This window comes from Sporosalibacterium faouarense (genome assembly GCF_016765695.1).
GTDB lineage: Bacteria > Bacillota > Clostridia > Tissierellales > VENL01 > Sporosalibacterium > Sporosalibacterium faouarense.
Map to the genome: position 1 here is coordinate 24,411 of NZ_JAETGO010000068.1, position 25,897 is coordinate 50,307.

The following is a 25,897-nucleotide window of genomic DNA, read 5'->3' on the forward strand; positions in this document are numbered from 1 at the left end:
CATTCTTCTAATGATTATTTCCAATATTAGGGATTGTATTCAAAAAAGAGACCATTTCTGGTCTCTTCTAGGGTACTCATAACTTTATAGTTACCTTCTACTTTTCCATACCTTTGTTACTAAAACTGTCATATCATCTTTCTTTTGATCTTTCCCTGCATCCTTGGCTTTCTCCATTATAGTATCAGCTATCACTTGAGGATTTAAGCTATCAATGTTATCAATTACTTCTCTCATCCAAGTTTCCTTATTTTCAACTTTTGCATTGGCATCTAATACTCCATCAGACATCATAATTATAAAATCCCCGTCCTCTAGCTGCTCCTCATACATTTGAAAGTCTACATCATTTAATATACCTACAGGTAATGAGTGTGTATTTATTGTATTTACACTATCCCTCTTTTTAATAAAAGTAGGTGCTGAGCCTATCTTAATAAATTGGGTTTCCCCCCTATATAAATCTATTATTGACATATCAATAGTCGCAAATATCTCATCAGTAGATTTGAGAACCAATATTGAATTTATTGTTTTCAAAGCCAATTCTTTGTCAAATCCTGCTTCTAGAAACTTTTCTAATAAAGAAATTGTTATATCACTTTCTTGATTAGCTTTTTGTCCCATGCCCATTCCATCGCTTAAAACAGCAAAATAGTTATTCTTCCTTTCTCCAAAGGTGTATGTATCACCAGAAATATAATTAAAAGACTCTTCCGACCTAGCTACCTTCGTTATAGCTTCAAATTTATTTGCTCTAATTAATTTAAACCTTATTCTTCTACTATCTGAAGGAATACTGCATGAATATTTATTTCTAATAAGATTAAAGCCAACAGTTTCCGATACTATAGGTATTACTTCTCTTACAGCTACCTCTTCATCCTTTTCAGAAATCATTTCTATTAATATCTCAAAATTATCTTTTTCAGATTCTGTCACTATTACTTCTTTAATGTCTATTCCTTGATTCCTTAAAGTAGAGTATATGCTTTTCTCTACATCTTCCTTAAAATAGATTTTACTATCTATTTCATTAGCCAAGTCTTTTATTATTTTAGAAACACCATCAAGTTGTTGGGAAACCAATTGTCTACTTTCTGATATTTTATTTTCCCATTGGTAATTAAGCTTGTACACATTAAACAAATGATTACATTTATTGCTTATATCCTCTGGTTTTATACATCTTCTCTTTAAAAGATCTGGTAATTTATCCTTGGATACTTTGCCTTTAGTCTCAATATAGTTCATAACATCAAACATTGCATAGTACGTTGAATAAAAGTCATTCTCCCAACAATATCTGTGCATAGCACAATTCTTACAAACATCTTCAGCCACACAATTTACATAGTTTGAAATATCCCCTTGTTCAACAACCCTTTCCTTTTGAGACACTCTATTGAAGGTGGATGCAAGTTCGTCAAATACTTGAGATATTTCATTTAGTCTATTAAAGGTTATATCCTTTAATCTCTGGCTATATGCATCCTTGAACTCTGTATTTTTTGCTATGCCAATAGCAAGTCGACTATCTAGTCCATCAAATAGTTTAGATGCTATTATAACTAATACAGTTGCTACTACTATCTCTTTATAACTTATAAAGGTTTCACTATATCCGTTAATATAAAAGGTTATTATTCCATTTCCTAATATAAATCCTATCCCTGTTCCAATCTTTCCCAAATCCTTGAATAACCCTGCTAATAATCCTGAAAATCCAAGAATGGAGATGAGTATAGGCATATGAGGCGTCGACATGCCGCAGACTACTCCTATGGTGACCCCTACTGCTGCTCCTATAGCTGGACCTTTACTATATGAGAATAATATTATTAGAAATATTCCCATAATATTTTGAAGAGATATATTATATAATTCTATTGTTCCTATCCCTGATATTGCTAAAGCTAGCATTATTGCTCCACATATGATTTCTTCGCCAGTAAAAACCTTATTTTTCCCTTTAATTGTTGTAATACTATAGCTAAAAATATATGTAAGAGTAAAAATTGCCACCGCTTCAAATCCAACCATCACAATATCATATAAAAAATACTCTGAGATTATTAATAAAGTAATTCTTACAATCATAAAAGTTATACAGGATAGCATTGATAGCTTTAGAACTGATTGATTTGATTTTCTAGAAATAAATGAATGAAGAAAATATATTAACCATATTACTGCTATATATTCATACCCCTGTAGTCCTTTCATGGTAAGCAAACCAATTGTTGAAGTAATAGGTATTAATATGGCTTGTCCACACTTACCTAAATACGCCGTCACAAATGCTATTCCAAATGGAGTTAATCCATCCATTATTAGTGCTCTTGATATAAAGAACGATAATACTCCTAATAAAATATTATCTGTTTTTAAATTACTAAAAACTTTTTCAATAGAATTCTTAACTCCCTTACTTTTACCTTTTCTTCTTCCCTCTCTTAAGGGAAGCATTTCCACTTTGCTTATCATTAAACGACACCACCTATTCTTTTGAATTAGTGTGATTATTGTAACAAATAGCAAATGAAATATTTGTCAAGATGGCTTGTCTCTATCAAAAAAGTTTTTGACATTTTTACTGAATCTTTTATTAAATACCTAGGTTTTTCTTATGTAAAGACAGCTAATGTTTTTATATTAAACCCTAACATGAATAGAGTAATCTTATTATAAGTTTGTATTATTCAGCAATCGACATCTTTTTTCAACTTTTCCAACCTAAGGCTTTGAGATTAATCTAATGTATAATTTTGTATCTGAAATTACACTGCCGATAAATGCTAGGTTGCACCATAAGGTTAACTCAATTATCCTTAACAACCCTTATCCATATTCTCTAAGACTTAAATTTAAAAAATTTTAAAGATTTTAATTTATAAAATAAAAAAACCGGGGTAATCCCGGTTTATCCTCGCTTAAAGCTACTTGATCTTTTATTCTCTCTACTTTTTATCTGTTCTAGTCTTTCATTACTATCCTTCAAGAAAGATGACAACTTATCTTCAAATGACATTCTTTTTTGTTTATAGTCATTTTTATTATTCCAATCTATCTCTTCTGGCTGAGATGTAGGTTTTGGTTTTGGTTCGGCTTGTCTAATGGATAAGCTTATCTTCCCATCATCACTAATGGATATTACTTTGACTTTAACTTTTTGACTTTTCTTTAAATAGTCACTAACTTTTTTTACATAATCATGAGAAATTTCGGATATATGAACTAGTCCTGTTTTCCCTTCCGGCAATTGAACAAATGCCCCAAAGTTCGTAATCCCTGAAACAACTCCCTCAACTACCTTTCCTACAGTAACGGGCATAAGTTAAATACTCCTCCTTTTAAAATTTATCTCGTTTAACTCTTTTAGTATATATTATACTATAAAATATGTCAATCCGTTATATTTAGTCTTTCAATCCCTTAATAAATTTGTTTTTGTTTTTATCAATAAATATAACTTCCCAAGGCTTAACCATTCCTAACTCATCTCTTGCGATTTTCTCAACATACTCAGGAGTGTTAGAATACTTGATTTTATCCTCAAGCTCTTCTATTTCCTGGGTTAGCTTTCTTACCTCTTTTTCTTTTATTGCCTTTTTGTTATCTAATTCATTTAACATTCCTTGTTGGTTAAAAAAGGAAGATATTCCATAAATAAAAATTATTAAAAAAAATATATATCTTATTCTAATTTTTTTTCTTTTCTTCCTTACGGGCCTTTTTTCCATGATACACCAATCCTTCATGTAATTTACAATCAGTCTCTCTAGTAACAACTCTTCTATATCTAATTCTTCTATATTCAGTCTGTAAATCCTTTTAAAAAAGAAAAGTTTTTGGTGTACAATTAAATATAATATAAACTATTATTTCTTAAATAGAATATTTTTGGTTTGCTTTTTAAAATCCTTGAATATTCTAAAAGGTAATTTTGATTTCCTCTTTAATCTACTGTATCCTCTCTGCATCTTTCTTCTACTTTTTCGATAGGGTTCTATTAAGACCCCTTCCAACAATTTGAATGGATAAAAAACAATATTTAAAATGAATTTTATCCCTCTCCACAAAATTGTTATTACCTTTACTAAGATTGTTATTACTATCTTACTTAATAATCTATTATATAACAGTGCTCCTAGGATAAATCCTAAAAACACATACCCCCTTAATTCCCCCCAATTACTAAAAATTATGATTAACAGTGATAGAACTGATACTATTATCCAGAACACCAAATCTTCAATAAAGGTAGCAACTCTCTTTGGTTTAAAGAAATATCTAAAGATTCTATATATGTCATAAATAAATCCAATAATTATTCCTCCATACAAGGTTGTTAAAAATACATACACCTCGCTGTGGATAACACCTTCCATATTACCACCTCTGACCCATATACTAAACTGACTAGAAATTTTAAAACCAATGGTTTATACCATCGGTTTATTTAAACATTTTTGATAATAGTCCATTTCCTTTAGATTTTGAAGATCCTCTATCACTATAAATTATGGAGTCTATTGAACCTTCAATTATTACATTTCCATCATCTAAATTCAATTTACTTATATTTAATGAGTTCCCTTTAATAGTCGCTAGTCCTCTATTTGTTTGAACTGCAATTATATTTTCATTAAAGCTATCTACATGCTCAACTCCTGATATACTTAACTTCTCTCTATTTTCTAATATTATATTTTGATTCTTGCTAGTTTTACCCGTCTGTTTATTTTCATTCATCCTATTCCCCCCTCATATTCCATTTATGTTACAGAATATGCAGCACTATCTTTTTTTATTACTCTTTTTCAATGTAAAAAAATCAAAAAACTAAAAAAGACTCTCTTTTAAATCTACCTGAGAGTCTTTTTATGTACTATAAAGTTTTATAAAGTTCTACTGCTTTATTCTTAGGAACATGCTCCAATACCTCTAGCACTTCGACCTTCAAGGCATTTGTCCCAAAGTTTATTTCAATAACATCTCCAACTTCAACCTCTGAACCTGGCTTTGCTTCTTTGCCGTTTATAAAAACTCTTCCTTTTTCACAGGCTTCCTTAGCTACTGTTCTTCTCTTAATTATCCTAGAATTTTTAAGAAACTTATCGATTCTCACCGAAATCACTCCTTCTAAATAATAAATAAAAAATCAGGTCTATGACCTGACTTTTTTATTTATTAACTGTTTCTTTTAATGTTTTACCAGCTTTAAATACTGGAGCTTTTGATGCAGGTATTTGAATAACTTGCTCAGGATTTCTTGGATTTCTTCCTTCTCTTGCTTTTCTATGTCTTACTTCAAAAGTTCCAAATCCAACTAATTGTACCTTTTCTTCATTCATTAGAGCTTCCTCTACGCTCTTCATAAATGCATTTAATGCACTCTCAGCATCCTTCTTAGTTAATCCACTTTTCTCTGCCATATTTGCTACTAAACTCGCTTTGTTCATTAAAAAAACCTCCTCATTTTTCAAAATAATAATTAATTTTTAGTACTACGTATTACTCTATTCTATGTTTCTTTGCAAAATCCTTCTTTTCGAAGTATTTTTTTAAAATTTTCCATAATTATGTATCTTTGATTTTTCCCATAATACATCCATTTCTTCTAAAGTCATATTTTTGAGATCCTTTTTCAGTTTTTTGCTTTCACTTTCTATATAACTGAATCTGTTGATAAACTTGTTTATTGTCTTATTCAATGCTATTTCCGGATTCACATTGGCGAATCTACAAATATTCACTACTGCAAATAATAAGTCACCAAGTTCTTCTTCTCTTCTCTCAGTATCATCCCCTTCATAGACCTCTTTCACTTCTATAAGCTCTTCTTCAACTTTAGACATTGCACCTTGTACATTGGGCCAATCAAATCCTACATCAGCTACTTTATCTTGTATTTTATAGCTTTTTAGCAGGGATGGCAAGTTTTTTGTTATATTTTTTAATTTTTCTGTGTAATTTGCTACAGATTTTTCCTTATCCTTCATACTATTCCAGCTATCAACAGCCTCTTTATCATCTCTAGCTTCTTCATCTCCAAACACATGGGGATGTCTATATATTAGCTTTTCACTTATATTCCTTACAACATCCCATATACTGAAGTATCCTTCTTCACTAGCTATCTGGCTATGAAAAACAACTTGAAGCAAAACATCTCCCAATTCTTCAGATAAGAGGTCATAATCTTCATCGTCAATTGCATCAACAACTTCATAAGCTTCTTCAACTATGTATTCCCTCAATGACTGGTGATTTTGTTTTATATCCCACTTGCAACCCTCTTTACTTCTTAATTTTTCCATAATATCTATTAAATTATACATGTCATATAGTTTTTTGTTGATTTTATCGCATTTTGGGACATATATACTAGTTAAATGATCTACCCATTCAATCCTATCAACTTCATATATTGGAATTTTGTGTATCCTTTCTTCACCCTCTATGCCCGCTGCTCTTATTACATACACCTCATATTCGTCTCCATACCTTTCTACAAGCTTCAGCTTTACTTCTGACGCTATTTCAGGCTTATAGACATGGGTAATTATATTTGCAGAATTTATGTCCAAGCTAGCCTCTTTAAAATCAAGACCATCTATTAGCTTCAATCCATCTATTACATCTTTTTCAATAGTAGATATTACCGATTCTATAAAGCTCATCCCAGTTATTATTTCAATAGAAATTTCTCCTTGTTCTTTCAACCTATTTAAAGTAGTAATGGTTTTTTCACCTAAAATGGGATTACCAGGCACACAATAATTTATATGTCCAAACTCTTCAGCATACTTTAAAAGACTTTCAACAATCTCATTATATACTTCATCCATTGTATTTCCATGTTCATATATATAATCAAAAGATTCAAAATGAATATTATTATCTATTAAATACTTAGTTGCTGGGTGTTCCTTTGTCCTTAAATATACTGGCAATCCACTTTTAAGCTTATCCACTGCCTTTAGTGTAAGATCTCCTATATTCCCCGGACCTAATCCTATAACTGTTATCTTTTTCATAAATAATCCTCCAAATTCATATGCACTTTCATGCAATCACATTAATTTCTTAATAACCCCACAGATTTTAGTAATTTAGCTATTTTTGAACCTCCAGGTAATAACTCAAAATCTCTTGAAGTAATTGCACCTAATATTAATAGCATAATTCCATATACTATCACTCCAACTCCAATAGATGCTACAGTAGCTAATTTCTCGCCTAATATTGAATCCATGAATCCATAAGAATACCATACAACTATCGTCATCACTATTACAGAAAAGATAGGCTTTAAAAATACATTAACTACGTTAAAGCTTGTTTTGGTATGTCTTTTCACCTCAATAAAATTCAATACTGCCGCTGTCATATACGCAATTACAGTACCTATAGCAGCTCCTTTAATATTTATCTCAGGAATTCCTGTTAATATAAATGTAGCAGCTAACTTAACTAAAGCTCCAATAACTAGATTTCTAACTGGTATATGTGGCTTTCCTAATCCTTGAAGCACAGCAGTTAATGATTGAACTAAAGTCAAAAATATAACGCTGAAGGACAAAATCTGAAGTATCTGTCCAGAACTAATAAGTGTTTGTAAATCATTCTTGTAGTATAAAAGCTTCATAATAGGTGTTGCTAGAATAAACAAACCTAATGCCGATGGTAATCCTATTAATAGGGTAACCCTTACTCCAGAACGAGTTATCTTTCTAATACCAGCATAATTTCTTCTGGCATATGCATCTGAAACAGCTGGTACTAAGCTCATAGCCAACGCCAGAGAGAAAACTTGCGGGAAGTTAATAAGTGTTTTGGCAAATCCACCTAGCTGTCCAAATAAACTATTTGCTTCTGCTTGAGTATATCCTATTGACCTAAGCCTTCTCATTACTATGAATACATCAATATTATCCATAATTGGAACTATTGCTGCTCCTATTGTTATTGGTATTGCTATAGATAATAGCCTCTTTATTATAATTTTTGAGCTTTCTACAGAATCGTCCAATCCTCTTTCTATGTCAGCAGATATTTTCTTTCTCCTGGTTAAAAATATAATTATTATACATATGGTTCCTGCTATAGCCCCTGCCGATGCTCCAAAAGCAGCTCCTCCTGCAGCTTGTGGAATTCCATAATCTAATAAATATATTGCAAGGGAGAATCCAACTATCAATCTAAATAACTGTTCTATTATTTGAGAAATGGCTGTTGGCAGCATAGTTTGACGTCCCTGAAAGTATCCTCTGAACGTGGCCATTATAGGTACAAATAAAAGAGCAGGAATTAATGCAAGGAACGAATAATAAGCATTTTCATTTTGTATAACATTTCCTGCTAAAAATTTTGAATTAAAAAATATAAAAACTGATGTTATTACACCAATGGTCGCCATAATAAAGAAAGATGTCTTAAAGACTTTATATGCTTCTCTATATCTACCTAACGCCCTTTTTTCTGCCACCAACTTTGCAATTGCAGTTGGAAAGCCAGATGTTGATATTGTTAGTAACAATACATAAATAGGATAGGAGGTTTGATAATATCCAAGACCCTCATCTGTTATAATATTTCCTAGTGGTATTCTATAAATTGCTCCTAATATTTTTACTATAATTCCAGCAATACCTAATATCGCTGCTCCTTTAAGAAAATTTTCCTTCGTCATATATAATCCTCCCATTCTATATTCCATACATCAATATTACTATTATATCAAAATGGGATATTGTATTAAACATTTTTATTTTAAAATAATATAGTCTACCTAAAAAGGTAGACTATAAGAACTTCTAGTGCTCCATTTGCTTTGCTAAAAAACCTGCAGCAGTTTCTGCTAGCTTAACCTCCAATTCTCCCATTTCCGTATTTGAATCTTTGGAAACTAATATTACTGCTCCAATTGGGTCACCTTGACTTACTATAGGTGTTATGACTTCAGTAGAGTATGTATCAGCCCCAAAATCCTCATTTGCGACCTTAACAGGCTTATTTTGTCCTGATGCTATATAAGTTTCTCTACTTTCAATAAATTTTTCTAACTCAGAACTAATTCTTTGGTCCATATATTCCTTTTTAGGACCACCCGCAATTGCAACTACAGTATCTCTATCTGATATTATTGCCATATGACCCACTGATTCATATAAAGCCTCTGCATACTCACTAGCAAACTCACTTAATTCTCCAATAGGCGAATATTTCTTAAGGATTACTTCTCCTTCTCTATCAGTAAATATTTCCAAAGGATCTCCTTCTCTTATCCGCAAAGTACGCCTTATTTCTTTAGGAATAACTACCCTTCCTAAATCATCAATTCTTCTAACTATACCTGTGGCTTTCATGTTTTCCCTCCTAAAATAAAGATTGTAACATAGAACTGTGTGATTATTATTTTACTTTTTAGAGTATTTTATACACCAATGGCAAATAAGAACAAAAAATCTAATGTTTTTTTACAATAATTAAGTTAACTCATTAAAAAAAGAGATAAGCTTAATTAGCTCATCTCTTTTAGCATTACCAAATTATATTATAAAATGCAAAATTCTACTTCTCATCTAAAAAAGTTTCAACATCCGCATCATCACTTAACTTTTCTACGTTTTCACTAAATCTTTGATATTTAATATCATCTACAACACTTTCTTTTAAATCATCAAATGTTTCTCTTCTATCTTCTACCTTAATAATATGATATCCGTAGTCAGTCTTAACGGGTTCACTTACTTTTCCTGGTTCTAATGAAAATGCTACTTCTTCGAATTCTGGAACCATTGTTCCTTTAGTAAAGTAATCATACATTCCACCTTGAGAAGCTGATCCTGGGTCTATAGAATTTTCCTTTGCTAATTCAGCAAAATCTGACCCATCATTAAGCTGTGAAATGATATCTTGAGCTTCTTCTTCAGTATTTACAAGTATATGTCTTACCTTAGCTTGAATGTAATTATCTTTATTTGCATTAAACTGTTCTTCTGCCTCAGCATCAGATACCTCTAAGTCACCCATATATTTTTCTTGATATTGGCTTATAATCATTTCTTTTCTTAATGCATCTTTTAAGTAGTCAATTGTAATTCCACTATTTTCAAGGGATTTATTAAAGTTTTCCTCTCCACCATTTGCTTCCTTTAGGTTTTCTATCTCAGTATTTACTTCTTCATCTGTTACTTCGATGCCTTGTTCTTTAGCTTCTTGTACTAATATAGCTTCTTGTACAAGTCCCTCTAAAACTTTTTCTTTAAAAACATCTTCAAATAATCTTCCGTCTCCCATTTCTTGAGTCCAAACATCAGTACCATATTGGTTTTCTATCATTTTTCTTTGCATTGCAAAGTTATCGTCAAGTTGTGTTTTAGTAATTTCTTCTCCATTAACCTTAGCAACTATATCACTTTCATTGGAGCTACATCCAGTAAAAATTATAGAAACCATTAATATAAAAGCGATTGCTACTGTTATCAACCTATTCTTCTTTATAGTCAACTAAATCATCTCCCTTAATTTTGTGTTCAGAGTAATAAAACCTCTATTGTACATTATATATTAATTTACCCTCTATGAAAACTACTAATTTTTTCTATGACCTCTTCAATCTCTGTTAATACTTCATTTTGTCTAGTCTTTCTGAGTCTATAAACAACCTTTGGCTTATTAGAAATATCAAAATTCATTCTCCTCGGGAAATGAACAGTTAGTAAATTAATTAATTGTGGTGTTACATAATTTGTACTTAAAAACTCTATTTTTATATAATTTCCATTTTGAGATAGAGTACTAATCTTTCCAATTTGACATAGGGATTTAATATAAGATATTTTTATTAAATTATCTACTTGAGTAGGCACATCTCCAAATCTATCTATGAGCTCTTCAACAACATCAGATATCTCTTCTTTATTTTCAATTGAAGAAATCCTCTTATACATTTCTATCTTCTGTTCTTCACTTTGAATATATTTATCTGGTATATATCCATCTACATTTAATTCAATAGTAGTCTCTACTTTTTCTTCTTTGATTTCTCCATTTAACTGTCTTACTGTTTGTTCTAGATATTTTACATACAAATCATATCCTATGGCAGCCATATGTCCATGCTGCTCTTGTCCTAATAGATTTCCTGCACCTCTTATCTCTAAATCTCTCATAGCTATTTTAAACCCAGAACCAAATTCGGTAAACTCCTTTATAGCCTTTAATCTTTTTTCTGCAACTTCAGATAGTACTTTATCCCTCTGATACGTAAGATATGCAAAGGCCAATCTATTAGAACGACCCACTCTACCTCTTAATTGATATAATTGAGATAATCCCATTTTATCAGAATCATAAATAATTATGGTATTAACATTTGGTATATCTAATCCTGTTTCAATTATTGTTGTACATACTAGTACATCATATTCCTGATCTAAAAAGTCTACCATAACTTTTTCTAGCTCTCTTTCATTCATCTGTCCATGACCTACGGCTATTCTTGCCTCAGGTACCAGTTCCTTAAGCTCAGCTGCCACCTTTCTGATCCCTTTAACTCTATTATAAACTACATATATCTGTCCGCCTCTATTTATTTCCTTAACTACCGCATCACGAATAAGCTGACGATTATGTTCAACTACATAGGTCTGAACAGGATATCTTTCTTCCGGTGGTTCTTCTATTACACTCATATCTCTTATACCTATCATTGACATATGTAGTGTTCTGGGAATTGGTGTAGCAGTTAAAGTTAAAACATCAATTGATTCTTTCAGTGTCTTTAAACTTTCTTTATGTTTCACTCCAAACCTCTGTTCTTCGTCTACAATCAATAATCCCAAGTCTAAAAACTTAACATCTTTTGATAACAGTCTATGCGTTCCCACAATTATGTCGATATTTCCACTCTTTAAGTCGTTTATAATCTTTCTTTGCTGTCCAGGATTCCTAAATCTACTTAACATTTCTACTTTAACAGGAAACTGACTAAATCGTTCCACTAATGTATTATAGTGTTGCTGAGCTAAAATAGTTGTTGGAACTAAGAAAGCAACCTGCTTACTATCAAGTACAGCTTTAAAAGCTGCTCTCAATGCTACTTCAGTTTTACCATAACCTACGTCTCCACAAAGTAGTCTGTCCATAGGTCTACTTTTTTCCATATCTCTTTTTATTTGCTCAATACATTTTAACTGGTCATCTGTCTCTTCATATGGAAAGATATCCTCAAACTGTTTCTGCCATGGTTGATCCTTAGAAAAAGCAAATCCTTTAACTGTCTGTCTCTTTGCATACAATTTAATTAAGTCCTGTGCCATGTCCTCAATTGCTTTTTTAGCTTTATTCTTAGTCTTTGTCCACTCACTACTCCCTAACTTGTTTACCTTAGGTTTAATAGAGTCTGCTCCTATATACTTTTGAATCAAGTTCATTTGATCAACAGGAACATAGAGTTTATCTTCACCATGATATTTAATTGTCAGATAATCCTTTTTTATACCTTGAACCTTCAATTGTTCTATTCCAATGTATTTACCTATACCATGGCTTTCATGTACTATATAATCTCCTGGATTTAAGTCTGTAAAGGATTCAATTTTTCCTTCTTCTTTTCTTTTTTTCTTTTTTCGCTTCTTTTTAGATACTCCGAATACTTCTTTATCGCTAATTACTGCAAATTTAAGTCGTGGATACTCAAACCCTCTATTAATCGATCCCTCAGTAATTATTATTTGACTAGATTTAATTTCTCTATTAGGATCTTTAACATACTGGCAATGTAACCCTTTATCTATTAAACTTTCTTGAAGCCTTCTACCCTTTTCTTCAACTCCTGAGAGTATAATGACCTTGTAGCCTCTATATTTGTAATGATTCAATTGCTCCGCTAATAGATCTAATTTATTATGAAAGGATTGCATCCCTTTACTTATAAAGTTAATAATTTCCTTTGGTTTAAAATGAGGATTTGTCTTTAAAAGGTTAGATGTCGTAACACATATTTTCTTTTGGATTTCTTCTATTAACTCATCATATGAGTGATTAATGTTTTCCTGCTTAGGTAAGACCTCTCCCCTTTCAAAAAGATCAGTATATCTGTTAACAAAGTCTTCCTTTAGTCCTTTAACACTTTCCTCTATTCTTCTCGGTTCATCTATGATTACAATAGCATCTTCCTTTAGATAATCAATTATACTAGAATCAACGTTATGAATATATGGTACAAACATATCCATATTATCAATTGTAACGCCACTTCTAAGTCTATCAATATAATAATTAAATTTTTCTTCAAGTCTATTTGCTGCAATTTCATTGCCCTTTTTTCTCATTTTCTTAACTGTCTGCTTGAGGTCTGATTCTAAAGCTTTACTTATATCGTCTTTTTTTATATTTTCAACTAAAATTTCCCTGGCAGGTGCTATTTTAACCTTAGTTACATTCTCAATAGACCTTTGAGTCTTTATGTCAAATTTTCTTATTGAGTCTATCTCATCATCAAATAATTCAACTCTGTAAGGAACTACAGAATCAACAGGGAAAAAATCTATTATTCCCCCTCTGATAGAATATTGCCCCATACCTTGAAGCATGTCTACTCTTTCATATCCTAGAACATCAAAATCCATTCTCATTTTATCTAAATCAACTATTTCTCCAAATTCTAGACTAAATCCATATCTATTAAATAGTTCTTTATTTGTGATTTTATTCAAAAAAGAGTTTATTGAGGCAACTACTATAACATTTTCATCGTTACTCAATTTATTTAAGACTTTAATTCTTTGATTAGATATTTCATGACTGTGGGCATCTATATCATAGAAAACCAATTCTCTCGATGGAAATATCTCTATATTATTTTTGTTATAAAATTTCAAATCATCTATAATCTTTTTTGATTTTATCTCATTATAAGATAAGAAGAGTATCTGTCTATCAGTATGTTCTTTTAATGCCGAAATTACATGACTGATATTTTCTTCTGATAACCCATTAATGGATATTGGTGAAGTACCTTTTTCTATACTTTTTATTAAATTATTATATGATGGCAGATTTTTTAAATTATTAAAAAACATATTGTCAATCAATGCAACCAACTCCTCAAGCAAACACCTTAAGCCCAGGTTTCTATCCTGGGCTGTGTTTAATTATTCCTTAATATTCTATTTATACCTTAACCATTATATTCATTCATAGCTCTATTCACATCATTTGCTATTAGCATTTCTACTGCCTTAGCAGCCCTCTCTATTGTTTCATCGACCATTTGTCTCTCTTCTTTATTAAAGCCACTTAAAACAAAATTAGCCAAGTCTTGCCCTTCTCTAGGACTTCCTATCCCAATTCTAATTCTGGGGAAGTTATCATCTTGAAGATGATAAATAATAGACTTCATACCGTTATGACTTCCAGCACTTCCCCTTGGTCTAATCCTTAATGCAGCAAACTCAATATCTATATCATCATAGATAACTATGATATTTTCAATGGGAATATTATAATACTTTTGTAGTTCCATAACACATAAACCACTATTATTCATATATGTCTGTGGCTTAACTAAAAGTACTTTTTCGCTACCTATCCTCATTTCACCATAAACAGATTTGAACTTTATCTTAGTTATTTTAACATTATGTCTCTCTGCAAGACAATCAATTGCATTAAATCCAACATTATGTCTTGTTGAATCATATTTATTACCTGGATTTCCTAGGCCTATTATTGCATACAACGAAATCAGCCCCTCTATATCTTAGTCAAACAATTTGCTAACTGATTTATTTTCATAAATCCTTCTAATAGCTTCTGCAAATAATGGTGCTACTGATACAACCTCTATTTTATCTATTTTCTTCTCTTCAGATAAAGGAATTGTATCTGTAACTATAAATTTCTCAATCTCTGAGTTTTCTATCCTTTCAATGGCAGGACCAGATAATAAAGCATGGGTACACGCTGCGTAAACCTTCTTAGCTCCAAAATCCTTTAATACCTTTGCAGCCTTAGTTAATGTACCTGCTGTATCTGCTATATCATCAACGATAATAACATTCTTACCTTCTATGTCTCCAATTACATTCATAACTTCTGATACATTTGCTTTAGGTCTTCTTTTTTCTATTATAGCTATAGGAAGGTCCAAAATACTAGCAAAATTTCTGGCTCTAGTAACTCCTCCTAGGTCTGGAGAAACAACTATAGTTTCTTTATCAATAATATCTCTAAAATGATTAGCAAGAATAGGTCCGCCAAATAAATGATCCACTGGAATATCAAAATATCCTTGTATCTGACCAGCATGTAGATCCATACTTATAACTCTGTCTGCTCCAGCTTTTGTAATAAGATTAGCTACGAGTTTAGCAGTAATTGGATCTCTTGCTTTAGCTTTTCTATCTTGTCTAGCATAACCATAATAAGGAATAACTGCATTAACTCTACCAGCTGAAGCTCTTTTTAATGCATCTATCATTATTAAAAGTTCCATTAGACTTTCATTTACAGGTGGACATGTAGGCTGAATTAGAAAAACATCTGCACCTCTAACTGTTTCATTAATAAAAACTGAAATTTCTCCATCACTAAATCTACCTGCTTCACTTTGACCTAAGCCTGTACCTAATTCCTTGCATATTTTTTTAGCTAACTCTTGATTAGAATTCCCAGAAAAAATTTTAATATCTTTTCCTCCTATGTTCATGTTATTATCCTCCTAAATATTTTATTTTTTATTTTTTTCTTTCCAACCCTCTTTGTTGACTTGTCTTGCTCTTGCAATAGATAATGCTCCACTTGGAACTTCGTCTGTTATTGTAGAACCTGCCGCAATATATCCATCTTTCTTTACAAGCACAGGTGCTATTAAATTAGAATTGCTCCCAACGAAAGCGTTATCCTCAACTATAGTTTTATATTTCTTAGCTCCGTCATAATTAACAAAAACTACTCCACAGCCAATATTCACATTGCTTCCAACTTCAGCATCTCCGATATATGCAAGATGAGATGCTTTGGAATTATCACCTATTGTTGCATTCTTAACCTCAACAAAGTCACCTATCTTCACATTTTTGCCAATTGAGCTATTTGGTCTTAGATAGGCATATGGACCTACTTTAGTGCCATCGTCAACCTCACTATCTATTATAGTAGATGATTGAATCTCTACTCCATTGCCAATTTTACTATTTTCAATTCTACAGTTATGTCCAATAACACAATCATCGCCAATTTTTGTATTTCCCTTAATAATTACACCTGGATAAATAGTTGTATCCCTTCCTATTTCAACTGATTCTTCAATATATGTATTATTAGGGTCTATAATAGTAGCACCTGAAAGCATAAACTGAGCATTAATTCTCTTCCTCATGATTTCTTCTGCTTCAGCCAACTGAACTCTCGAATTAACACCAAATATATCGGATATATCATCAATTTTATATCCTCCAACTTTGTAACCTGCTTGATTTAATATTGCTATAGCATCTGTGATATAGTATTCATTTTGAGCATTGTCATTAGTAAGGTTATCTAAAACTTCATTAAGATGCTTTCCATTAAAACAATAAATCCCAGAATTTATTTCTTTGATGGTCTTTTGATGGTCTTTTGCATCCTTATCTTCTACTATTGAAAGAACTCTGTTATTTTCATCCCTAACTATTCTACCATATCCTTTAGGGTCGTCAAATTCTGCTGTAAGGACTGTAGCAACATTATCTTCTCTTTTATGGTAAGATATCAATCCATCTAGAGTATTCTTCGTTATTAGTGGAGTATCTCCATATAATATTAAAATATAAGAATCTTTATCTATATAATCCTTTGCTTGCATAACAGCAAATCCTGTTCCATAAGGAACATCTTCTCCCATAGGTTGAGAAACTGTAATAGTATCTTTATTAGATATAGTATTAACAACTTCTTCTTTCTTATGGCCAACCACTAAAATATTTTCTTCTATACCAGCTTTGCTAGCAGAGTCAATTACATAGTCTATCATAGTTTTTCCGGAGATTCTATGCAATCCTTTAGGCTTTTTCGATTTCATTCTTGTACCTTCACCTGCAGCAAGTATTATCGATTTAATCATAAAATTCACTCCTTTTCCCTCGGTCAATTACCTACTATCATAATATTCTTATTTTCAACACTTTTTATCCGTAGGGCCTATATATTCATTTTATACAATTTCTAGCGAAAAATATATACTATTAAGAAAAAATATTAATTTATACAAAAAGTAAAAGGGTCATATGACCCTTTTAGCTACTTAACTATTCTACCAACTCTTTTTCGTACTCTGCGAAAACCGCTTCTTGGATCTTGTTTCTAGTTTCAGAATTAATTGGATGAGCTATGTCTCTGAATTCTCCATCTGCTGTTTTCCTACTTGGCATGGCGATAAATAACCCGTTCTGTCCTTCAATAATCTTAATATCATGAACAACAAATTCATCATCAAATGTTACTGAAACTATGGCTTTCATTTTGCCTTCGGAATTAATCCTCCTAATTCTTACATCTGTAACAGTCATACGTTCACCACCTTCCCCCAGAAGTCTGACATATGCCAATATTTGTATTTTACTTTACTATTCTCTTTTTATTTCGAAAATCCTTCTTTTTAGCTCAAAATTTAATTTTTTTCTGTTATATTAGCTAATAATTCATTAGGATATATGGTTATCTCTTCCTCTTTTTCATATACTTCCTTTAGTGTGAGTAGAGACACATAATTATCAACTAATTTTTCCTTAGGTCTTTCTGTTGCAATTACAACCCCTATCCCAACTACCTCTGCATTAAACTCATTCATCATATCTCGCATTCCCTTTGCAGTTCCACCTGCTTTCATAAAGTCATCTACTATTAATACTTTAGAGCCTTCTTGCATAGCTCTTCTAGAGAGAGACATAGTTTGTATTTTCCTAGTGGAGCCACTTACATAATTTATATTTACAGTTGATCCCTCCGTTACTTTAGCGTTTCTTCTAATAATGACAAGAGGAACATTTAAAACCTCAGCAGTCATAATTGCAATAGGGATTCCTTTAGTCTCGACCGTTACTACATAATCAATTTCTTGTCCCATGTACATGGTAGCGAAAATTTTACCTATATTCTTAGCATTCTTAGGCGAGTATAAGATATCTGTCATATATATAAAGCCACCAGGGATTATTCTAGATTTGTCAGCCAGTTTATTCCCCAACTCTTTTAAAAAAGTTCTTATACTTTCCTTAGATAAGGTAGGTATGAATTTAACTCCTCCTGCAGCTCCAGATATTGTTTCTATGTTGCCTAGTTCCAATCTATCTACTAACTTTTTAGCTATAACTATGTCTTCACTTATGGATGATTTAGCAGCATCAAACTTTTCTGTAAAATAATTATATGTGAGAACCTGATTTGGATTATCTGCTAGAATCTTCATCAAGGCACCTATTCTTTGATTTCTTTTTAGCTTTTCCATAAAACCCTCCCGAACACGAATATTAGTTCTTTTACTTTCCATTTTATTCGTATTAATCAAAATATTCAATAGATTTTTTATTATTCTTAGATAAGAAATTTGCAAAGTCCATTTTTCTCTGTTATTTTACCAAAAAAACTTGTCCATTAAGTTTATATATGCAAAAAAATCAAAAAATATTACTAAATGTCGAGAAACCTTTTGTTCTATTGGTAGTATTGTGATATAATCAGTGTCAAAAAGATAGCAAACTAATAAAATAATAATAAGATATAAATTGGAAATAATATGATTAATCTTTTCCTATAGGGAGGTCTAGTAATGCTACTATCAGATATATTTAACCATGATTTTTCCCACGTGCATTTTATTGGAATCGGTGGAATTAGCATGAGTGGTTTAGCAGAGATATTATTAAATGAGGGGTATAGAGTAACAGGCTCTGATATGAAAGATTCACCTATTATCAGTAAGCTTAGAAAAAAAGGGGCAACAGTCTTTATTGGTCATGATGATAACAATTTAAGTGATGCAGACTTAGTAGTTTATACCGATGCAATCAGTGATGATAATCCTGAGTTCATCGAAGCAAATAAAAGAGGTATAACAGTAATAGATAGAGGGAGCTTTTTGGGACAGCTTATGAGAACCTATGAAAATTCTATAGCTGTCTCTGGAACCCATGGTAAAACTACGACTACAGGCATGATATCTATTATACTAGATAAATCAACATTAGATCCTACCATTTTATTAGGTGGTGAGTTAGACCAAATAGGAGGAAATGTTCGATTGGGAAAAGACAGTTATTTATTAGCTGAGGCATGTGAATATAAAGGAAATATACTTAAATTTTTCCCAAGTATCGGAATAATTCTTAATATTGAGGAAGACCATTTAGATTTTTTTAAAGACTTAAATCATATAATAGAAACCTTTACTTCATTTGCTGAAAGCATACCTAAATCAGGGTATTTAGTGCTTAATAATGATGATGTTAATGTCGCTCATATTAAGGATTCAGCAAACTGTAATATTGTTACCTTTGGCATTGAAAATGATAGCACTTATCAAGCTAAAAATATTGAATTCGATGACAATGGGATGCCTAAATTTTCTCTTGTAATAGATGGAAATTCATATGAAGCTAATTTGAGTGTTATGGGGATACATAATATATATAATTCTCTAGCTGCTATTGCTTCAACCCATATATGTGGTGTTCCTTTAGAAACTATCATTAATTCCATTCAACTTTATACTGGTACTCATAGAAGGCTTGAGCATAAAGGCTCTTATAATGGAATAGGTATTATAGATGATTATGCCCATCACCCAACAGCAGTAAAAGCAACATTAAGCTCTATACAAAAAATTGCTAAGAATGATGTTTGGTGTGTTTTTCAACCCCATACCTATACAAGGACAAACGCATTATTAGACGAATTTACGGAATCGTTTGATAATGCAAATAAGGTAATAATTTCTGACATATATGCAGCTAGAGAAAAAGATACTGGTTTAGTTCACTCAAAAGATTTAGTTAATAACTTAAAAGAAAGAAATGTAGATGCAGTTTATATAAAGGATTTTGAAGATATAGCAGGTTATCTTTTAGATAACTGCAAAGAAGGAGACATAGTCTTAACAATGGGAGCGGGAGATATATACACTGTTGGAGAGATCTTGTTAGATAAAGTTAAATAAAAATAAAAAAGGCCTAAGGCCTTTTTTATTTAATCTATTTATCATTCTAAATTATATTCTCTTTTTGGTGATAATTCTTATTGGTCTATTGGTCAGTGTTTTCTTCTTCTACGTCATAAAGTTCCATGATTAATTTCTTTAACTTTGTATCATCCTTAATAAAATAGCTTAATTTAACGCCTTTATATGTTCTCTTTTCTTCATGTCCAGGCATCGTCATCATATTAAGATCTTCACTTATGTTAATCTGTGCAGCATCCGCTCCATAAAATAATGCATTTGTTAATGTGATATCTGTATCTACATAGTGAAAGGCTGTCCTAATAACGCTAACTATTTTAAAACTAAGAGCCTTTTTAGCAGCGGATTTGATAAATTCCTGCTGTGTCTTAACCCTATCTAAATCTCCACCTTTATATCCACTTCTAAATCTTAAAAACTTAACTGCATTCTCTCCATTTAACACCTGTCTTCCCTTAGGGATATCAATTACAAGTGGTGGATCGTCATAAGGATCTTCATATTTCATATCCATAGGAACATCTACTTCTACTCCACCTAAAGAATCAACTATCTTTTCTACACCTTCATATTTAACCTTTACATAATTATGAATCGGTACTCCATATAACATATTTGAAACTACTTTTTCTACTTCCTTAGTTCCATTATCTCCATATATGGCATTAATTTTTCTTTCTTCTGCAGCACTATATTCCTGCCCTTGTCTCAAATAATAAGTATCCCTAGGTATTGATATCATATCAACTTTTTTCGTATCACGATCAAAACTAGCAAATATTATTGTATCTGTTCTGCTACCTTCTAATCCTAATACTAAGAAATTTACTCTGTTTTTCTCTTTAAAAGCCTTTTCTAAAGGCGTTTCTTGATCTAAGTCGTCATCTTGATCTGTACCATCTGGGTCATTATCTGAATCATTATCTCCATCATCTATAATATCATTGTCTGGATTTCCATTTTCTGGACTCACTTTGCTGTACACAATAAATCCTGCTGTTATTGCTAGAATACAGCATAAAAAAACTATAGTAAACACTGTCAAAAAGTGCTTCATTAAATATTCACCTTCCCCCGAAATTAAGTAAAACTTATCCCTAGTTTATTTTTATATCTAGTTTCCGTTTAATCATAGACCTACTTACTAAAACACTTTACACACATGTAAAGTATATCATGGACAACCCTTATAATAAATTAAATTTCTATTACAAAAGATTTAATTCTTTAAAATTATATCACTTTTATATTTATTTTTCAATTGAAAGCCTTGATATTTACAAATCTTATAGGAAAATAGGAATAAAATACTAATTAAATGGAAAAACTAGGAGGTTCATGATATCATGAACCTCCTAGTTTCTAGCAAAAGGAAAATACCAAAAATATACAGTCTATTTTATTTAAATAAATTAAACTCTTTATCATGTACCTTTAAAAAGCCTAAGATAGCAGTTAAAAATGCATAGGGTTTTTCATAAGGAAGTACATGGGCTGCCCCTTCAACTATAATAAGTCTTGAATTTTCAATCTTCTTTTCTATCTCTCTCTGATACTTGGTTGGTGTTATTCTATCTTCAGAAGCGCTAATTATCAGAGTAGGAACTTTTATCCTATGAAGATCATTAGTTACATCAAATTGATCGCCACTTTCTAAAAGCCTTATCATTCCATCATACCATTCATTTGGCAGAATATGATCAAATAGCTTTGCTTGTTTCTCAAGCCAACCCATATGCTTCTCATAAAAGTCTTCTGCATATAAATGCTGATTTACTTCAGTATAAAACTGAATACCGTCATACGTCTTGAAAGTATCAGCCCATCTATTTGCTATATATCTAAGTAAAGACGTCGTTTTATAAGGACAATTCGAAAGTATTAAACTATGTAGCTTTTCTTGATGCTTTATAGCAAATTTCATTGCTACCTCAGCTCCATAGGAAATTCCAAATAAGTGAACTTTTTCTCCTAATTCAAGTTTTTCAATTAGTTCAAATAACATATCTACATGTAAATCTTGAGTATATGGCTTATCCATCTTGTCAGATTGTCCTTGGTCTACCATATCAAAGACTACAAGCTTATATTCATCACTTATTACATCTTTAAAAGGTATCCAGCTGGCAGTACTCATCATTATTCCATTAAGAATTATAAGTGGTTCGCCTTCACCATAAGTCTCATAATAAATATTCTTCCCTTGAATTTCAACCTTTGACATAAAAATACCCCCTATTACATTTCAAATACTGCTGCAGCTACAGCAAAACCAACACCTGAGGCTACCATTACAACTTTATCGCCTTTCTGAACCTTACCTTCCTTTATGGCAATGTCAAGGGCCATAGGTATACAAGCAGAACCAGTATATCCATACTCTCCCATTATACATGTAGTCATTTCCATAGGTAAATTTAAAACCTTCATAACCTCTTCAATTACCCATTTATTTATTTGAGTAAATAGAAAATGATCTACGTCATTTAGTTCTAGACCTGCTTTTTCTAAAACATCCTTAATCATTGGCGGCCATAGCTTAATATTTCTATCAGGAGGTAATGGCTGTAGGAATTGCAGCATATGTTCTTTCTTATCTAATCTTTCCTTAGTGATTGGGTTCTTCGTTCCTCCTGCATAAATTCCTAACAGGTCATACTGAGTCCCATCAGCAACTAACTCTGAAGCTAAAAATCCTTTTTCTTCTTCGGTAGCTTCTAAGACTACTGCTCCCCCACCATCTGCAAAAATAGGATATACTGACATATTAGTTTTATCCACAAATTTAGTCATATTATAAACTCCAACCACTAATATTTTTTTATATCCTCCTGTCATTATCATTCTTGAAGCTACATCTAAAGCTGTCACAAATCCTGCACAAGAGGCATTTATATCAAATGTACCAGCATTAACTGCTTTAAGTCTACCCTGTACTACAGATGAAGTTGCTGGACTAATGTATTCTGGAGTATCTGTTGTAACTATTACTAAGTCTATATCTTTAGCATTAATTCCTGCATCTTCAATCGCCTTCTCAGCTGCTTTCGTTGCCAAATCTGCAGAGCTCTCATCATCTCCAGTAATATATCTTTGTTTAATCCCTAATTTTCCTTCTAAGCTTGGCTTTAAAGGTTTTCCAAAGTACTTTTCTAAATCTGCATTAGTAACTAAATTTGTAGGTGAATATCTACCTGTCCCAATAATCTTTGATCTTAACATAGTAACCCTCCTATTTTAAATTTACCAAATCATTAACTCTTCTGCATTTTTCTTTAATTGCTCCCTAAAATCTGGATGAGCAATATTTATAAGTCTTTCAACTCTATCTCTTACTGAGGTTCCCCTTAATTCTGCTACTCCATATTCGGTAACTACATAATCTACGTCGTTTCTTGATAATGAAACAATAGCACCATGATCTAATCTAGGAACGATCTTAGAAACTACCTTTCTTTCTTCACTACCTGGCACTCTAATTTTGGCAGTAGAATATAAGGCAATTATTGACTTTCCGCCTTGAGAATTTTGAGCTCCAATAGCAGTATCAGCCTGTCCTCCAGTTCCGCTAAATTGCTTATGACCTATGGATTCTGAACAACACTGACCAGTTAAATCTATCTGAAGAGTTGTATTTATGGATATCATTTTATAATTCTGACCTATTACATAGGGGTCATTAACCCATTTACCATTCATAATATTAACTGCAGGATTATTGTCAATAAAATCATATAGCTTCTTTGTTCCAAGGGCAAAAGTTGCAACCATTTTACCAGGCATTAGAGTCTTCTTCTTACTAGTTATTACCCCTGCCTCATATAAATCGACCATTCCATCGGTAAACATTTCTGTGTGTATTCCCAGATCCTTTTTACTCATCAATTCAGCTGCTACTGCATTTGGTATTCCTCCTATACCCAATTGTATAGTTGATCCATCTTCTACTAATTCTGCAATGTATTTTCCTATGATTTTATCCTTTTCTGAAGGTTCTGTTACTGGAAACTCTGGTATAGAATAATCTGTCTCAATAACATGATCCACTTCACTTATATGAATTATTGTATCACCAAATGTCCTTGGCATATTTGGGTTGACTTCTAATATAACTATATCGGCATCATCTATAACTTCCCTCTCATATGTTGCACTTAAAGACAATGAAATATATCCATGTTTATCCATACAAGAGGCAGTCCCAACAAAAACATTTGTCTTTCTATGATCTAATCTCTTCGTAGCTGCTAAATGCAAATGATTAGGTATAAACGATACATTTTTATTCTTATGAGTTTTTCTTATGGCTGGACTATAGAACCAACCTTCCATCAAAAAGCTATCTTTATTTTGGGGGTCTGTAAAATATTCATAGGCTCCCATTGGTAGACATGTTACTACATTTACATTTTCTACTCTATCAGATATTGTGTGCAATTTTGATAAAAGCTCTCTAGGCTCAGCTGCAGCTAAAGCTGATATTACATTATAGTTTGACTTTATTTTATTTAATCCTTCTTCAACTGTTATTAACTTGTTATTATATATTTCTTTTATATTCATTATTATTCCCCCTTATATTTACATTTTTTTACTCAGCTGGTCCCCATTTTATTACATTAGCTGCCCATGCGTAACCGATTCCAGCGGCAATCATGGATATTACTGTACCATCGTTTATTTTGTTGTTTTCTAACCCTAAATGTAGAGATAATATTTGATCTACCTGACCCATATGGCCATAACTATTTAAATATATAGATTGATCTTCAGTTAAATTCAATAGATCTATCATATATTTATACATAGATTTCTTAAAATGTAATACTGCAAGATATCCTAACTCATCTTTAGATACTCCAGACTTTTCAAAAGCTTTATCTATACAATTAATCCAATTACTCATGGATACCTCATTTAATCTATCCTTCATATGTTGAGGATTCATAAGTCTAAGAGATTTATATGCCTCGTCTATATTTTCCTTATTTATCGGATTTGTCGTACCGCCAATTTCAACTCCTGCATCTCTAGCTAATGATCCATCAGATATTATATGACTTCCTAATAAAAGATTCTTATTGTAGTTTTTCTTCAATATTATGGCTCCACCGCCGGCAGACAAGTTATACATCATTGACATATTCTTATCTGAGTAGTCCACAAAATCTCCGTTTCTATAGCCACCAACTACCATAGCTATTTTAATATCATCATCAGACATCATCATATCCTTTGCTATTTTCATTGCAGCAACTGTAGTACAACATCTTTGTTGGATATCTATTGCCCAAGCATTTACTGCACCTATTTGCTCTTGTATATAGATACCTGAGGTGGTCAATGGATATTCCTTCCACTCTTCACCCATACATAATATTAAATCTATATCTTTTGGGTCTATCCCTGTTCTTTCTATTGCATGTAATCCTGCTTTAACCCCCATTTCCTGAGTGCCATCTTCTGTATCTGGGACTGACTTTTCTATAATACCTAATTTTTCTTTAACTGCTTCCTCTGTCCAATATCCTTGGGTAGCCTCAGATATTTCTTTAGCAGTCATTCTTTTTTCTGGAACATATATTCCTGTTCCTACTATTCCCACATTCGGTTTTTGATTTATCATTTCTTCTAGTCTCCTCCTTTATTAGCTATATATTATTTATT

The 25,897-nt window shown here is 31.8% G+C and carries 23 protein-coding genes; 1 reads left to right on the forward strand and 22 read right to left on the reverse strand.

Annotated features, from left to right (window positions below; all coding sequences use genetic code 11):
- Positions 1-90: 90 nt before the first annotated feature.
- The 17 genes from spoIIE to purR form a co-directional block, all read right to left on the reverse strand.
- Positions 91-2,487, reverse strand: coding sequence for a stage II sporulation protein E (spoIIE, locus tag JMO20_RS13010; protein ID WP_202710119.1), 2,397 nt, complete (start codon positions 2,485-2,487; stop codon positions 91-93).
- 436 nt (positions 2,488-2,923) lie between these two features.
- On the reverse strand, positions 2,924-3,334 hold the full coding sequence (locus tag JMO20_RS13015) for a S1 RNA-binding domain-containing protein (RefSeq protein ID WP_202710120.1): 411 nt from the start codon (positions 3,332-3,334) through the stop codon (positions 2,924-2,926).
- Between the two features lie 85 nt (positions 3,335-3,419).
- Positions 3,420-3,761 (reverse strand): FtsB family cell division protein, encoded by a 342-nt coding sequence (locus tag JMO20_RS13020; RefSeq protein ID WP_341534031.1) that lies wholly within the window; start codon positions 3,759-3,761, stop codon positions 3,420-3,422.
- Positions 3,762-3,881: 120 nt separating this feature from the next.
- Entirely contained in the window at positions 3,882-4,391 is a 510-nt protein-coding gene (gene yabQ, locus JMO20_RS13025) for a spore cortex biosynthesis protein YabQ (protein ID WP_202710122.1), read from the reverse strand.
- Between the two features lie 67 nt (positions 4,392-4,458).
- Positions 4,459-4,755, reverse strand: a complete 297-nt coding sequence (gene yabP, locus JMO20_RS13030) for a sporulation protein YabP (RefSeq protein ID WP_202710123.1) — start codon at positions 4,753-4,755, stop codon at positions 4,459-4,461.
- A 136-nt stretch (positions 4,756-4,891) separates the two neighbouring features.
- The gene (locus tag JMO20_RS13035; RefSeq protein WP_202710124.1) at positions 4,892-5,131 is read right to left on the reverse strand and encodes a S4 domain-containing protein; all 240 of its coding nucleotides are present in this window, start codon (positions 5,129-5,131) and stop codon (positions 4,892-4,894) included.
- A gap of 55 nt (positions 5,132-5,186) precedes the next feature.
- Entirely contained in the window at positions 5,187-5,465 is a 279-nt protein-coding gene (locus tag JMO20_RS13040; protein WP_202710125.1) for an HU family DNA-binding protein, read from the reverse strand.
- Between the two features lie 102 nt (positions 5,466-5,567).
- Positions 5,568-7,043: a bifunctional methyltransferase/pyrophosphohydrolase YabN gene (gene yabN / locus JMO20_RS13045; protein ID WP_202710126.1), complete on the reverse strand. Its 1,476-nt coding sequence runs from the start codon at positions 7,041-7,043 to the stop codon at positions 5,568-5,570.
- A gap of 41 nt (positions 7,044-7,084) precedes the next feature.
- Positions 7,085-8,698, reverse strand: coding sequence for a putative polysaccharide biosynthesis protein (locus JMO20_RS13050; RefSeq protein WP_202710127.1), 1,614 nt, complete (start codon positions 8,696-8,698; stop codon positions 7,085-7,087).
- 124 nt (positions 8,699-8,822) lie between these two features.
- A complete protein-coding gene (gene spoVT / locus JMO20_RS13055; protein ID WP_202710128.1) occupies positions 8,823-9,374 on the reverse strand; it encodes a stage V sporulation protein T in 552 nt (183 codons plus the stop codon).
- A 205-nt stretch (positions 9,375-9,579) separates the two neighbouring features.
- On the reverse strand, positions 9,580-10,518 hold the full coding sequence (locus JMO20_RS13060; RefSeq protein WP_202710129.1) for a peptidylprolyl isomerase: 939 nt from the start codon (positions 10,516-10,518) through the stop codon (positions 9,580-9,582).
- Between the two features lie 65 nt (positions 10,519-10,583).
- Complete coding sequence (gene mfd / locus JMO20_RS13065) at positions 10,584-14,108, reverse strand: transcription-repair coupling factor (RefSeq protein ID WP_243414737.1); 3,525 nt, start codon at positions 14,106-14,108, stop codon at positions 10,584-10,586.
- Between the two features lie 86 nt (positions 14,109-14,194).
- Positions 14,195-14,755, reverse strand: coding sequence for an aminoacyl-tRNA hydrolase (gene pth, locus JMO20_RS13070; RefSeq protein ID WP_202710130.1), 561 nt, complete (start codon positions 14,753-14,755; stop codon positions 14,195-14,197).
- A gap of 21 nt (positions 14,756-14,776) precedes the next feature.
- The gene (locus JMO20_RS13075) at positions 14,777-15,724 is read right to left on the reverse strand and encodes a ribose-phosphate diphosphokinase (RefSeq protein ID WP_202710131.1); all 948 of its coding nucleotides are present in this window, start codon (positions 15,722-15,724) and stop codon (positions 14,777-14,779) included.
- Positions 15,725-15,745: 21 nt separating this feature from the next.
- On the reverse strand, positions 15,746-17,119 hold the full coding sequence (gene glmU, locus JMO20_RS13080) for a bifunctional UDP-N-acetylglucosamine diphosphorylase/glucosamine-1-phosphate N-acetyltransferase GlmU (RefSeq protein ID WP_202710132.1): 1,374 nt from the start codon (positions 17,117-17,119) through the stop codon (positions 15,746-15,748).
- Between the two features lie 184 nt (positions 17,120-17,303).
- A complete protein-coding gene (gene spoVG, locus JMO20_RS13085; RefSeq protein WP_202710133.1) occupies positions 17,304-17,564 on the reverse strand; it encodes a septation regulator SpoVG in 261 nt (86 codons plus the stop codon).
- 101 nt (positions 17,565-17,665) lie between these two features.
- Positions 17,666-18,502, reverse strand: coding sequence for a pur operon repressor (gene purR, locus JMO20_RS13090; protein WP_202710134.1), 837 nt, complete (start codon positions 18,500-18,502; stop codon positions 17,666-17,668).
- 321 nt (positions 18,503-18,823) lie between these two features.
- Between purR and murC the strand changes: the two genes are divergently transcribed.
- Positions 18,824-20,209: a UDP-N-acetylmuramate--L-alanine ligase gene (murC, locus tag JMO20_RS13095; protein WP_202710135.1), complete on the forward strand. Its 1,386-nt coding sequence runs from the start codon at positions 18,824-18,826 to the stop codon at positions 20,207-20,209.
- A gap of 85 nt (positions 20,210-20,294) precedes the next feature.
- On the opposite strand, the gene JMO20_RS13100 is transcribed toward murC, so the two are convergent.
- The 5 genes from JMO20_RS13100 to JMO20_RS13120 all read right to left on the reverse strand — a co-directional run bounded on the left by JMO20_RS13100 (position 20,295) and on the right by JMO20_RS13120 (position 25,856).
- On the reverse strand, positions 20,295-21,269 hold the full coding sequence (locus JMO20_RS13100) for an LCP family glycopolymer transferase (RefSeq protein ID WP_207753503.1): 975 nt from the start codon (positions 21,267-21,269) through the stop codon (positions 20,295-20,297).
- Between the two features lie 360 nt (positions 21,270-21,629).
- Entirely contained in the window at positions 21,630-22,454 is an 825-nt protein-coding gene (locus JMO20_RS13105; protein WP_202710137.1) for an alpha/beta fold hydrolase, read from the reverse strand.
- A gap of 14 nt (positions 22,455-22,468) precedes the next feature.
- On the reverse strand, positions 22,469-23,452 hold the full coding sequence (locus tag JMO20_RS13110) for a 3-oxoacyl-ACP synthase III family protein (protein ID WP_202710138.1): 984 nt from the start codon (positions 23,450-23,452) through the stop codon (positions 22,469-22,471).
- A gap of 21 nt (positions 23,453-23,473) precedes the next feature.
- Positions 23,474-24,793, reverse strand: coding sequence for an acetyl-CoA hydrolase/transferase family protein (locus JMO20_RS13115; protein WP_202710139.1), 1,320 nt, complete (start codon positions 24,791-24,793; stop codon positions 23,474-23,476).
- Positions 24,794-24,821: 28 nt separating this feature from the next.
- On the reverse strand, positions 24,822-25,856 hold the full coding sequence (locus tag JMO20_RS13120) for a 3-oxoacyl-ACP synthase (protein WP_202710140.1): 1,035 nt from the start codon (positions 25,854-25,856) through the stop codon (positions 24,822-24,824).
- Between the last annotated feature and the right edge of the window lie 41 nt (positions 25,857-25,897).